This is a genomic window from Mesonia phycicola (assembly GCF_900141885.1).
GTDB classification, from domain to species: Bacteria; Bacteroidota; Bacteroidia; order Flavobacteriales; family Flavobacteriaceae; genus Mesonia; species Mesonia phycicola.
In genome coordinates this window covers 1-12,521 of the sequence record NZ_FQYY01000008.1, presented here as the reverse complement: position 1 = coordinate 12,521, position 12,521 = coordinate 1, and the positions used below count along the sequence as shown (strand labels likewise).

Annotated in this window: 15 protein-coding genes; 7 read left to right on the top strand and 8 right to left on the bottom strand. The window is 29.5% G+C overall.

Annotated features, from left to right (window positions below; all coding sequences use genetic code 11):
• Positions 1–4: 4 nt before the first annotated feature.
• From BUC03_RS12035 to BUC03_RS12010, 6 genes are read left to right on the top strand one after another with little or no spacing between them, the layout of a single operon-like run.
• Positions 5–940 carry a PorP/SprF family type IX secretion system membrane protein gene (locus tag BUC03_RS12035; protein ID WP_073152376.1) on the top strand — a complete coding sequence of 312 codons (936 nt, stop codon included), beginning with the start codon at positions 5–7 and terminating at the stop codon, positions 938–940.
• 12 nt (positions 941–952) lie between these two features.
• Positions 953–3,286 carry an OmpA family protein gene (locus BUC03_RS12030; RefSeq protein WP_073152373.1) on the top strand — a complete coding sequence of 778 codons (2,334 nt, stop codon included), beginning with the start codon at positions 953–955 and terminating at the stop codon, positions 3,284–3,286.
• A gap of 38 nt (positions 3,287–3,324) precedes the next feature.
• The gene (gene idi / locus BUC03_RS12025) at positions 3,325–3,837 is read left to right on the top strand and encodes an isopentenyl-diphosphate Delta-isomerase (protein WP_073152371.1); all 513 of its coding nucleotides are present in this window, start codon (positions 3,325–3,327) and stop codon (positions 3,835–3,837) included.
• Positions 3,837–4,247, top strand: a complete 411-nt coding sequence (locus BUC03_RS12020; RefSeq protein WP_073152368.1) for a 6-pyruvoyl trahydropterin synthase family protein — start codon at positions 3,837–3,839, stop codon at positions 4,245–4,247. The genes idi and BUC03_RS12020 overlap by 1 nt, the downstream gene beginning before the upstream one ends.
• 6 nt (positions 4,248–4,253) lie before the next feature.
• The gene (locus BUC03_RS12015; RefSeq protein WP_073152366.1) at positions 4,254–5,231 is read left to right on the top strand and encodes a type I phosphomannose isomerase catalytic subunit; all 978 of its coding nucleotides are present in this window, start codon (positions 4,254–4,256) and stop codon (positions 5,229–5,231) included.
• Positions 5,232–5,266: 35 nt separating this feature from the next.
• A complete protein-coding gene (locus tag BUC03_RS12010; RefSeq protein ID WP_073152363.1) occupies positions 5,267–5,533 on the top strand; it encodes a hypothetical protein in 267 nt (88 codons plus the stop codon).
• Between the two features lie 56 nt (positions 5,534–5,589).
• Here the strand turns inward: BUC03_RS12010 and BUC03_RS12005 are convergent, their stop codons facing one another.
• The 4 genes from BUC03_RS12005 to BUC03_RS11990 are packed head-to-tail and all read right to left on the bottom strand — an operon-like array spanning position 5,590 to position 9,397.
• Complete coding sequence (locus BUC03_RS12005; RefSeq protein ID WP_073152360.1) at positions 5,590–6,324, bottom strand: DUF4369 domain-containing protein; 735 nt, start codon at positions 6,322–6,324, stop codon at positions 5,590–5,592.
• 45 nt (positions 6,325–6,369) lie between these two features.
• Positions 6,370–7,635, bottom strand: a complete 1,266-nt coding sequence (locus BUC03_RS12000; protein ID WP_073152358.1) for a DUF819 family protein — start codon at positions 7,633–7,635, stop codon at positions 6,370–6,372.
• A gap of 15 nt (positions 7,636–7,650) precedes the next feature.
• Positions 7,651–8,460 (bottom strand): Cof-type HAD-IIB family hydrolase, encoded by an 810-nt coding sequence (locus BUC03_RS11995; protein WP_073152355.1) that lies wholly within the window; start codon positions 8,458–8,460, stop codon positions 7,651–7,653.
• Between the two features lie 7 nt (positions 8,461–8,467).
• Positions 8,468–9,397 (bottom strand): alpha/beta hydrolase, encoded by a 930-nt coding sequence (locus BUC03_RS11990; protein ID WP_073152352.1) that lies wholly within the window; start codon positions 9,395–9,397, stop codon positions 8,468–8,470.
• Between the two features lie 138 nt (positions 9,398–9,535).
• Here BUC03_RS11990 and BUC03_RS11985 point away from each other — a divergent pair, with 138 nt between their 5' ends.
• On the top strand, positions 9,536–10,321 hold the full coding sequence (locus BUC03_RS11985; RefSeq protein WP_200799140.1) for a S1/P1 nuclease: 786 nt from the start codon (positions 9,536–9,538) through the stop codon (positions 10,319–10,321).
• Here BUC03_RS11985 and BUC03_RS11980 read toward each other — a convergent pair.
• The 4 genes from BUC03_RS11980 to BUC03_RS11965 all read right to left on the bottom strand — a co-directional run bounded on the left by BUC03_RS11980 (position 10,318) and on the right by BUC03_RS11965 (position 11,960).
• Positions 10,318–10,593 carry a TIGR03643 family protein gene (locus BUC03_RS11980; protein ID WP_073152349.1) on the bottom strand — a complete coding sequence of 92 codons (276 nt, stop codon included), beginning with the start codon at positions 10,591–10,593 and terminating at the stop codon, positions 10,318–10,320. The two genes, BUC03_RS11985 and BUC03_RS11980, sit on opposite strands and share 4 nt — an antisense overlap.
• The gene (locus BUC03_RS11975) at positions 10,593–10,943 is read right to left on the bottom strand and encodes a SpoIIAA family protein (protein ID WP_073152347.1); all 351 of its coding nucleotides are present in this window, start codon (positions 10,941–10,943) and stop codon (positions 10,593–10,595) included. Before BUC03_RS11975 ends, BUC03_RS11980 begins: the two co-directional genes overlap by 1 nt.
• Before the next feature lie 98 nt (positions 10,944–11,041).
• Positions 11,042–11,626 carry an alpha-ketoglutarate-dependent dioxygenase AlkB family protein gene (locus BUC03_RS11970; RefSeq protein WP_073152344.1) on the bottom strand — a complete coding sequence of 195 codons (585 nt, stop codon included), beginning with the start codon at positions 11,624–11,626 and terminating at the stop codon, positions 11,042–11,044.
• A gap of 1 nt (position 11,627) precedes the next feature.
• Positions 11,628–11,960: a DoxX family protein gene (locus tag BUC03_RS11965; protein WP_394333516.1), complete on the bottom strand. Its 333-nt coding sequence runs from the start codon at positions 11,958–11,960 to the stop codon at positions 11,628–11,630.
• Between the last annotated feature and the right edge of the window lie 561 nt (positions 11,961–12,521).

Below are 12,521 nucleotides of genomic sequence, written 5' to 3'. Positions count from 1 at the left end.
TTTAATGATTAAAAATTATAAAAATTTAATATTCATTTCTCTTTGTTTTTTTGTTGCGCAAATTGTTTTTGCTCAACAAGATGCACAGTATACGCAATATATGTATAATACGTTGAGTATAAACCCAGCGTATGCAGGTTCTAGAGATATGTTTAGCGCAGTTTTATTACATAGATCACAATGGGTTGGGGTAGATGGAGCTCCTACAACCCAAACCTTAAGTGGGCATACACCAATAAATGAAAAAATGGGTGTGGGTTTAAATATTATAAATGATAAAATTGGTCCAGCTAAAGAAACTTATGTAGATGCAAATTTTAGTTATAGCTTAGAATTATCTTATGACACAAAATTAAATTTTGGACTAAAAGCTGGAGCTCATTTATTAGACATAGATTACAATAGCTTAAACATATACGATATTACAGATCCAAATTTTCAAGCAAGTAATATAGATAATAAAATATCTCCGCAAGTAGGCTTGGGTCTAATGTTATATACAGATGAATACTATGTAGGTTTAAGTGTACCCAATCTACTAGAAACAAAACATTTTGACGATTCTTCTAATGCTAGTGAATCTGTAGCTAAAGAAAGAATGGGGTTTTATTTAAGCTCAGGCTATGTGTTTGATGTTTCAAATGATGTGAAATTTAAACCAGCTATCTTAACCAAATTAGTAACAGGTACACCTTTACAAGTAGATTTATCTGCTAACTTTTTATTTTATGAAAAATTTACTGTAGGAGCAGCTTACAGATGGAGCTCTGCAGTTAGTGGGTTAGTAGGTTTTCAATTTACAGACTCACTTATGCTAGGAGTGGCGTACGATGCAGATACTACAGAATTTAGCGAGTATAGCGGAGGTAGTTTTGAAGCTTTTCTTAGATTTGATTTATTCAAAAGTTATAATAAAATGGTTACCCCAAGATTCTTTTAACAATAATACCACATGAAATTTTCTTATACCTCTATCATAAAATTTACACTATTAATAGTTTTTTTCTGTCAACCTGTATTTGCTCAAGAAGATAAGCTTGCAGAAGCAGATAAAATGTTTGATAGGTATGCATTTATAGATGCTAGAGAAGTTTATTTAGAAGTAGCAGAAGCAGGCTATAAATCTGAAAACCTATTTAAAAAATTAGGTGACTCGTATTATTTTAATGGAGATCTACCAAATTCTGAAAAATGGTATGATGAACTTTATAAATTAAAAAACGGAGATTTAGAAGAAGATTATCTTTTTAGATATGCAATGGCACTAAAAGGAAATCAAAAATATAAAGAGTCTGATAAAATTATGCTTGAATTTGAAAAAAAGAAAGGCACAGATTCTAGAGTAAAACTATTAAGAGGAGAAAGAAATTATTTAGAATTAATAGAATTACAATCAGGTAGATTTTCATTAGAACAAGTAGATATTAACTCATCTCTTTCCGACTTTTCACCAACCATTTATCTTAATCAATTAGTATTTGCAACAAATAGAGAAAGCGGATCTACGGTAAAAAGAGTACATGAGTGGAATAAACAGCCTTATTTAGATCTTTATCAGGTAAAATTAGATGAAGAAGAAAAAATTATTAGTAGTCCTGTAATTTTACCTAAAGTTATAAACTCTAAATTTCATGAATCTTCTGCAACTTTTTCAAAAGATGGTTTAACTATTTATTTTACAAGAAATAATTATAATAATAAAAAATACGGCAAAAGTGAAGAAGGTATAAATTTCTTGAAAATATATAAATCTACAAGAGAAGATTTAGAGTCAGATTGGTCTGAGCCTGTAGAGCTTCCTTTTTCAAGTGATAATTATTCTATTGCTCACCCAGCACTTAACCAAGATGAAACAAAGCTGTATTTCTCTTCAGATATGCCAGGTACTTTAGGGATGTCAGATATTTTTGTAGTAGATATTTTAGAAGATGATACTTACGGAATTCCTGTAAATTTAGGAGAGAACATTAATACCGAAGGAAAAGAAAATTTCCCTTTTATAAGTCAAGATAACGAACTCTTTTTTTCTTCTAATGGCCATATTGGTTTGGGAGGCTTAGATGTTTTTGTTTCTGTAATAGGAGATGACGGAGAATATGGAGAGGTATTTAACTTAGGAAGACCTGTAAATAGCTCTAAAGATGATTTTAGCTTTATTATTAATAACGAATTAAAAAAAGGATTTTTTGCATCTAATAGAGAAGGTGGAGTTGGAGAAGATGATATTTATGAAAGTATACAAATTGAAGACCTAATTACCTCTTGCCAACAATATGTAGATGGTAAAATAACAGAAGCTAGTACAGGCGAAGTTATAGAGGGGGTAACCGTAGAATTGTTAGATGAAAATCTAGAAAAATTAGATTCTACAGTAACAGATAAAGAAGGTTTTTATGAGTTTACATTAGATTGTGATACGCAATATATAATTAGAGTTTCAAAAGATGAGTTTGAAACAACAGAAGAAATGTTAGAAGCAGGATCTGAGTTTGAAAAGAATTTTCAACTTCCTGTAAAAATAGAAGAAGGAGAAAGCTTAGGGATAGAAAAAGCAGGTTTAGGTGATGATTTGAGTGATTTATTACAGCTAGATCCTATATACTTTGATTTAGATAAAACGAATATTAGAGATGATGCTGAGGTAGAACTTCAAAAAGTACTTTCTGTATTAAAAAAATATCCTAGTATGAAAATTGATATTCGCTCACACTCAGATAGTAGAGGGAAAGATCAATACAACTTAGACCTATCCGACAGGAGAGCTAAAGCAACTGCTAAATATTTAATAGATAACGGTATAGCTTCCAATAGAGTTACCGGTAAAGGTTATGGAGAAACTCAATTAATAAACCATTGTGATGATGGAGTAGATTGTACAGAAGAAGAACACGCTTTAAATAGAAGATCAGAATTTATAATACTAAATGAAAATCAGACTCCAGAAGAGGTTAGAAGTTCTATTGCTAAACAAAACGGTTTTGATGAGGTGACTCAAGCAGAACAAACTTCTGTAGCAAGCTCTGGAAATTCAATTTATGATTTTAATTCTTCAGAAGAAGTTTTTACAGTACAAATAGGAGCCTTCAAAATCAGTAGAAAAATAATGACTTTTGATAAGTTAGATAACGTTTATTACTACAAATACGTTAATGAAGGCTACACACGTTACTATACAGGTACTTTTAAAACACGTAATGAAGCAGAGCTTTACAAAGAAAAAGTACTAGCTAAAGGTTTTAAAGGAGCTTTTGTTTTAAAATTAAAAGGAGATAAAAGAATTTTTTAAGCTAGAAAATTATATTGGATTTTGTAGATTTGAAATCTATGAAAGAACAAGTTATTCTAGTTAATGAAAATGATGAGCAAATAGGCTTGATGGAAAAAATCGAAGCCCATGAAAAAGCACTTCTACATCGTGCATTTTCTGTATTTGTATATAATGATAAAAAAGAAGTAATGCTACAACAAAGGGCATTATCTAAATATCATTCTCCAGGTTTATGGACAAACACCTGCTGTAGCCACCAAAGAGAAGGTGAAACCAATATTGCTGCAGGTAAAAGACGTTTAATGGAAGAAATGGGTTTTACTACAGATCTTGAAGAAACCATTTCATTTATCTATAAAGCTCCATTTGATAACGGCCTTACAGAGCATGAATACGATTATATTTTAATAGGTAATTACAATGGTGAACCTAATATTAATCCAGAAGAGGTTGCCGCTTGGAAATGGATGAGCCTAGAAAATATACAAAAAGACTTAGAAGAAAACCCAGATAATTATACCGCTTGGTTTAAAATAATTTTTAAAAAACATTACAATTCTATAAAGTAATGGGAGAGGTAACTGTAAGTAGAAAAGCTCATTTTAATGCAGCACACCGTTTATTTAAAAAAGAATGGAGTAATGAGAAGAATAAATTAGTATTTGGTAAATGCAGTAACCCAAATTATCACGGTCATAATTACGAGCTTATAGTTTCTGTAACTGGTACAGTAGATAAAGAAACAGGTTTTGTGATGGATATGAAGCTGCTTAGAGATTTAATTTATGAAAAAGTAGAAAAGTTATTAGATCATAAAAACTTAAATGTAGAAGTAGATGAGTTTAAAAACTTAAACCCTACAGCAGAAAATATTTCTATAGTAATTTGGAATAAATTAAGAACAGAAATAAATTCTAACCTTTCTCTAGAAGTTACACTTTACGAAACTCCAAGAAATTTTGTAACCTACAAGGGGTAATTAATAATGAAAAATAAAAAACTGTACCCTTTAAAATTTAGCCCTATTTTAAAAGAAAAAATTTGGGGAGGGGCAAAACTTAAAACCTTACTCAATAAAAAATCTGATAGCTCTATTATTGGTGAAAGTTGGGAAATTAGTGATATAGAAGAAAATCTATCTGTAGTTGCTAATGGAGATTTACAAGGAGAAACTCTTAAAAATTTAATCACTAATTTTAAAGACAAATTAGTAGGTAAATCTATCTACAAACAGTTTGGAAATAACTTTCCGTTATTAATAAAATTTATCGATGCTAAAGAAAATCTTTCAGTTCAACTTCATCCAGACGATAAATTAGCTAAACAAAGACATAATTCTTTTGGTAAAACAGAGATGTGGTACATTATGCAAGCAGACGATAACTGCGGAATTATTGTAGGTTTTAATGATGGTGTTACTGTAGACGATTATAATAAATCTCTTCAAAATGATTCTATAGAATCTATTTTAAATTTTGAAACTGTAACAGCAGGAGATACTTTTTTTATCAAACCAGGTTTAATACATGCCATTGGCAAAGGAGTTGTGCTGGCCGAAATACAACAAACCTCAGATATTACCTATAGAGTTTACGACTATAATAGAAAAGATAAACTAGGTAACAAACGAGATTTACATACAGAAGAAGCAAAAAAAGCAATAGACTTTAAAGAAAACCAAGAATATAAAATAAATTATACCTCTAAAGAAAACCAAAAAACATCTTTAGTAGAAAATCAATATTTTAAAACTAAAGAAATAAAATTATCTACAGAATTAAACTTAGACTACTCAACCACAGATAGTTTTGTGATTTATATGAATATTGAAGGCATAACAACCGTATCTGTAGAAGGTTTTGAAGAAACCTTAAAGGTAGGAGAAACACTTTTAGTGCCTGCTTGCTTTAATAAGATAAAATTAAGTTCAAATAAATCTACTTTATTAGAGGTCACTATTTGATTTTAGATTACTTTTGCGCCATTAAATTATAAATTATGGCAAGCGTAAAAACATTAAAGCGTGATCTAAATTATGTTATGGGCGATATTATTGAAGCTGCATACATTCATCAAGTGGTAAATCCAGATGAAGATCACTCTAAATCAGATCAAATTGTAGAAGATGCAATTTCTTCATTTGACAATTTAATTGTTGAAATAAACAAAAAGAACGTTGAAAATCCTGGTGCTCACTTTAAAAATATAAGTAAAGAGCTAGAGGTTAAAGCAAACGATTTGGTTACAAGATTAAATGAACTTTAATAGCACAAAAAAAGCGGAATTTAAAAATTCCGCTTTTTTTTATTTGTTGGTTTTATTTAATTTTTAGCTTCTACTTTCTCTTCCAGTTTTTCTAGCTTCTTTCTTTCTTTAATATAATTTTTCATTTCTTTTCCGTAAAGAGATTTTTGTACTTTCTTGTCTAAAGAATTATAGACTGTATCTAAGTATTTTGTATTAGCATCAAAAACTTCTGTAAGCATAATGTAAGGTGCTATTTCATATTTTTTATGATTTATAGCAAAATTTACAGTGTATAGATATTTTCTTTTTAAAGTATTTTCATACTTCTTATTAATAGCTATAATTTTTTCTTCATCATTTTCTTTCTGAGCTTCAAAATTTTCTTTAATTAAATCTAAGTTTTGATTATTGAAGCGTTTTAACATGCTTCGATATTCTGTAAGTTTTTCATGGTTTTTAGAACCAATAACTTTGGCAGCAGATGTGAAATTTTTGAGTTCTGTATTAATGGTCATTTCTCCTTTTTCAGCAAAAAAATCAATAATGTCATCATTTTTTTCACCATCTACTTTATCTAAATATAAAAATAAGATTTGTGGTTCTTCAATGTTTGCTTCTAATAAGTAATTTGAGTCACCGTTTATCTGTATAGAATCAATATCTACTACAAGAGTATCGTCTATTTTTTGTAAATACAGTGTTCCTTTTTTAAGCCCGTCTATAGTTCCAGATAGCCTAAAATTAGCTTCTTTATTAGAGCAAGAAATAATAAATGTGGTAATTAAACCAAGTAAAATAAACTTTTTCATAGAATTAAAATAGAGGTGCAAATATCTTATTTTTTTAAACAATAACTAACTTCCAGAGGCTATTTGCATTAAAATAGCGCAAGCATAAGCAGACCAGGTACCTACTACATAACCCATCACGGCAAGTAGTACACCAACTGTTGCTAAACTAGGGTGAAATGCAGCAGCTACTACTGGAGCAGAAGCAGCACCACCAACATTTGCTTGGCTCCCTACTGCTAAGAAAAAGAAAGGTGCTTTTATAAGTTTTGCAACTAGAATTAATAAAATAGCGTGTATAGACATCCAGACTAAACCTATGGCAATAAGCCCTGGATCGTCGAAAATCATGGTTAAATCCATTTTCATACCAATAGTAGCTACAAGTATATAAATAAATACACTTCCAATTTTACTGGCACCAGCACCTTCATATTTTTTTGCTTTGGTAAATGATAATAGAATACCAATTACAGTAGCAATACTTATCATCCAGAAAAAAGTAGAGGTGAAAGAAGAAAATGCAGAAGTTTTATCGTTAAAAATTTCAAAGTTAGAAGTTAAAAAAGTAGATATGTTATCTGCTCCAAAATGAGCAATACCAACAGCTCCCATTGCTATAGAAAGCATAACCATATAATCTGTTAAACTTGGATTTTTTGTAATACTTTTAGTATAGTGCTCAACTTTGTTTTTAAGTTCTGTAATGGCAGATGCATCTGCGTTAAACCATTTATCAATAGCTTTTGTTCTTCCTATACCTAGTAAAATTATAGCCATCCATAAATTTGCTACTACAATATCTACAAAAACCATCCCTCCATATTTTTCAGGGTTGTATTCAAATATTTCTAGCATTGCAGCTTGGTTGGCTCCGCCACCAATCCAACTTCCTGCTAGAGTAGCTAAACCTCGCCAAGTAGCATCTGGACCAATACCACCAACTGTTTCTGGAGATATGGTAGAAATTAATAAAATAGCCAATGGCCCGCCAATTACAATACCAATAGTACCTGTAAAAAACATTATTAAAGCTTTAGGCCCAAGATTAAATATTGCTTTTAAATCTACACTTAATGTCATTAATACTAAAGATGCTGGTAATAAAAACCGACTAGCTACATAGTATAGTTGAGAGTTTTCAGAATCTATAATACCTAAAGAATTTAAGATAGCTGGTAACAAATAGCACATTAATAGTGCTGGTACAATCTTGTAAAATTTTGCCCAAAATCCTGTTTTACGAGAAGAGGTATAAAAAACTGCTCCCAAGAGCAGCATTAATATACCAAAAACTATTGCATCGTTATTAAAAAACGGGGTTTCATCCATAATAGCTTGTAAATTTTATTTTAAGAAAAGTTCTTCAATGCTTTTAGCAACACCATCTTCTATACTTGCATCTGTAATTTTTTTAGCAACTTTTTTAGTTTCTTCTCTAGCATTAGCAACTGCAACACCCATACCTACACCACCAATCATTTCTACATCATTATAATTATCTCCAAATGCAACAGTTTCTTCAATAGATAAATTAAAATGATTATCTAAAAGATATTTTATAGCGGTTAGTTTAGAAATTTGCTTGTTGGCTATCTCTATATAAGTAGATTTTGAGCGGTAAATATGTAAACGATCGCTATAATTTTTGTTTAAATGCTGAAAAAGCTCTTCAATTTTTTCTTCTTCACCCATACACATAATTTTATGAGCGCCTAATTCTTTCTTTTCCCAATCTGCCATAACCTCATTAATATGAGTAATAGTTGGGGTAACTTTTGTATTTCTCTCTTCTCTTTTAGCCCAATAGTCATAACCAGGTACGTGCCACTCATCTGCATTATAGAGACTAAAATGTACGTTTCTTTCTTCGTTAAATTTTGCTAGTTCTTTAATTGTAGCTAATGGTATTGCGGTAGAGCTTACAGGTTTATCATCTATTATAACATAACCACCGTTATAACATATGTATGGTTGGTTTTCTATACCTAATTGTTTTTGAAGATGTCTCATTGCTGAAGGCATTCTTGCAGAAATTAATACTACAGGTATTTCATCTTTAATTTGTTTGATAGTTTTTATTGTTCTTTCAGAAAGTTCTCTATTGCTGTTTAATAAAGTTCCGTCTATATCAGAAAATACAATCTTGTAGCTCATAATTTATTTACTCTTTGTTTAAAATAAAGTTAGAAATCTCTTCTATCAATTCTGTTGAAATTTGATGGTGAGTTTCGTTATAAGATTTTTGGTTGGCAATATCGTCGTTTTTATCTATAATATTAAATATATAGTTCATATTTTCTATAATAACTAGTTTAGAATCTGGCTTTGCAGCTTTTAATTTTTTTGCTTCTTCTGTATTTACTTGAAAATCATTATCTCCATTTATAATAAGAGTAGGTATGTGTAGTTTTTTTAATTCTACTTGCGGATTGTATTTTATCCAAGACAACATAAATGGTTGCACTTCTTTTTTAAAAATAGTTTCTAATGCAGGACTATAATTTTTAACTTTTCCTTTTTCTCTTAAATCTTTAAATGCAGATACAGCATTTTCTTTTAAACCTGGCATTTGTGCTCCTATTTGTTTTATTATTACACTATCTAAAGGTTGCCCTGCTCCGCCAATACTAATAAAACCATCTACATTGTTTTGGGCAGCAACCATACCCACTAAAGAACCTTGATTATGACCAATAATGTAAATTTTATTAAAATTAGGTATGGGTTTAAACCTATTTATAACAGAGTTAGCATCTTCAATAAAATCATCAAAGCGCATATCTTTTTCTTTTATATTTAGTTTTGTAGCTTTTAAAGTTCTTTTATCGTACCTAAATGTAGCAATTCCCTTTTTAGATAAACTTTCGGCCAATTTTTTAATAGAATTATTCTCCATCATTCTTTGGTTTCCGTCTCTATCTATAGGTCCAGCACCATTAATAATAATAGCTAAAGGTACTGTTTGTTGTTTGGGTGCTAATAGCGTGCCTTCTATATATTTGTTTATTCTAATATCATTTGCTATAAATTTTTCTTGAGCTTGAAGAAAGAGAAATGAAAAAAAACTAATGCTTATTAAAAAGTACTTCATAGAAAAATGAATTAATAATTGTTATAACTTTTATGAATTTGTAATAACATGAATCTAATCAAATTAATTGTTTAATTACAGTATTTTAATTGAAAAACGAAAGAACTTTTATATTTTCGAATTTCTAAAAAAAAGAATATGAATTTGAGAATAATATTTTTTATTGTCTTATTAAGTTTTAACGGAACTATTTATGCAGATAATGAAGGAGATTGGGGAAAGAATGGACATAGAACTACCGCCAAAATTGCAGAAGGCTATTTGAAGAAGAAAACGATAAGAAAAATTGAAAAATTGCTAGATGGAGAGTCGTTGGCATTAATATCTAATTTTGGAGATGATATAAAAAGTGATCCTGCATACAAAAAATTTAGTCGTTGGCATTATGTAAACATACCTTCTAATAAGACTTATGAAGAGGTAAAAGATGAATTAGGAGAAAATTTAATTTGGGCAATTGAAGAATGTGTCTCAAAATTAAAAGAAGACAAAACCTCTAGAGAAGATAAACAGTTTTACTTGAAAATGTTGGTACATCTTATTGGTGATTTACACCAGCCTCTTCATGTGGGTAGAGCTGAAGATAAAGGAGGCAATGCAATTGAAGTAAAATGGTTTAATAAGAAATCTAATTTACACCGCGTTTGGGATTCAGAAATGATAGAGTCTTTTGATATGAGTTATTCAGATTTAGCAATAAATCAAGAAGAGCTTTCAAAAAAAGAAATTAAAGCAATTAAGCAGGGAAGTGTTGTAGATTGGGCTAGAGATTCTCAAATTTTAGCACAAAAAGTGTATCAATCTGTAGAAGAAAATAACAGTTTGTATTATAGCTATATGTACACTTGGTTTAGCCAAGTAAGAACACAGCTTCAAAAAGGAGGTATACGTTTAGCAACTGTACTAAATGATATTTTTGCTTAGCGTTTAGAGATAGAGTTGTGAGTAATATGCTTTTGTCTAGAACATTTAAAGGTATTTACCCCGCTAGCTCTTAATTTTAAGTGTTTTGTTTTTCTGCCTTGTACTCTTTTGCGCCACATTCTAAAACTAGAAGGTTTTAGTTGTTTTTGCATCAGTTTAATTACTTCACTTTCAGAAATATTAAATTGAAATTCAATAGCTTCAAAGGGAGTTCTATCTTCCCAAGCCATTTCTATAATTCTATCTATTTGTCTATCGTTAAATTTATTCATTATTCTTCTACCCAATTTTGAGCTTCTTTTTTCTGCTGATTACTAAAATATTTAATTTCTGCCAAGTTAAATGGTTTAATTAGTTTAGATAACCATTTTTCCCATTCTTGATCTCCAACCATAGCTATTTTTTTAAGATGATTGCTATATTCAATATCAAGCTGAATATCATTCCAAATTGCTTTAGAAGTCCATCCATTAAAATTTTTCATTTCAAAATACCAGTTTAAATTATCTTCATAATCAATTTTTCTTTCTAAAAAAGGTATTAATTGCTTGTAATCATCTTTGTCAAGTTTTCCTTCTGCAATTGTGTAAATAGTTTTTCCTTTAGATTCTAATGAAATCATAATTACTTTTTTCACAAAGTTATTGTTAGATGATTAAATTGGGTCTTAAACAATCGCTAAAACTTGATATTTTCTTTGTTAAGTATTCATAATATAACTTAAAGAAGTGTTCTAAAAGTTAAATTAATGCGCTCATCTATCTTCATTTGGGTTTTAGGAACTTGATGCTGCCAAAAATGCTGTGTTTCTCCTTTCATAAGTAGTAAGCTTCCGTGTTTCAATAGTATTTTCTCTTTAAGTTGAGGGTTATTTTTATGTCTAAATTTAAAATATCTATTTTGGCCTAAACTCAATGATGCTATCTCAGGATTTTTGCCTAGTTCTTTCTCGTCGTCAGCATGCCAACCATTACTGTCTTTTCCATCACGATACAAATTAGCTAAACAAGAAGTAAATTTTGAGTCAACTTTATTCTGAATATCGTTTTTAACAGATAATAATTCTTCAAAAAAGGGTAGAGGAGTTAGTTTTAAAGAAGAGTAGGTGTATGTATTTGAGTTATCAGCATAAAAAGAAGTTAATCTGGGCTGCCAATATAATTTGCCAAACACTTTTACTTGTTCGTGTTTCCAAGTAATTTTTTCTTTCAGGGCAGCATAAAGAGCATCTGCTTTTTCTCTAGAATAAAAATCTTCATAATATATAATAGTAGACTGTGGTAATTTTAGTTGTACTTCTTTCATATTATAATGCTAAATAATAATAAGCCCAATATATAAGTACAAACTGTAATGGAATTCTTATTATAAGTAACCATTTTGGTAATCCAGCTGAAGCTTTTTTAGAGCTCAACATGTAAAAATGAACAGAGAAAAATAATACTAGTAATGTAATTATGCCATAAATAGCAATCTCTTTAGTAATAGAGATGCAAACTCCAACACCAAAAATAACTTCTAAAGCTCCACTTGCATAAACTAATAATTGATGTTTAGGTAAGTACCTAGGCATTATTCTTAGATAAATTTTAGGTTTTATAAAATGATTTATTCCAGCTATGATGTATATAAATCCCATTAAATATAAGTGCCAAGGGTAATTCATGTTTTTATTTAAAGGTAAAAAAATAATTAAGTATAGTTAAATAAGACATTTTTTATAATTTTATTTGTATATATTCTTCTGATTTACTGTAGTTTAAATTTAATATGAAGAAATTATTAAATAAACTTGTAAAAAAGTTTGTTTTAGGAACAAAAAGGGGAGTATATTTGCATCCGCTTTGAGAGAGAAGCTATGTTCATTGAGAGGGTTATTTTTTTTGGTTTATTAGATATATAGTTTGTATCTTGTAAGGCTCTAAAAAATAAAAATAAAAAACTTGAAATTTATTCTTGTTAGTTTAAATAAAGGTTATATATTTGCAGCCGCTAACGCTTAAAGCGTTAAAGTTCTCAAAAAATTATGAAATAGAAAAGCTGGGAAGCTGAGTAATTAAGAAATTACTTTTGAGGTTCGAGTCCTTAATTTTTAACGATTACTATTACTTTTTGGTGGTAGTATTATGAGTTCATTGAAGTATTGATTGACAGTAAAAACGAATTAAAGCTAAATAGCTAATTTATTAATTTTGAGTCT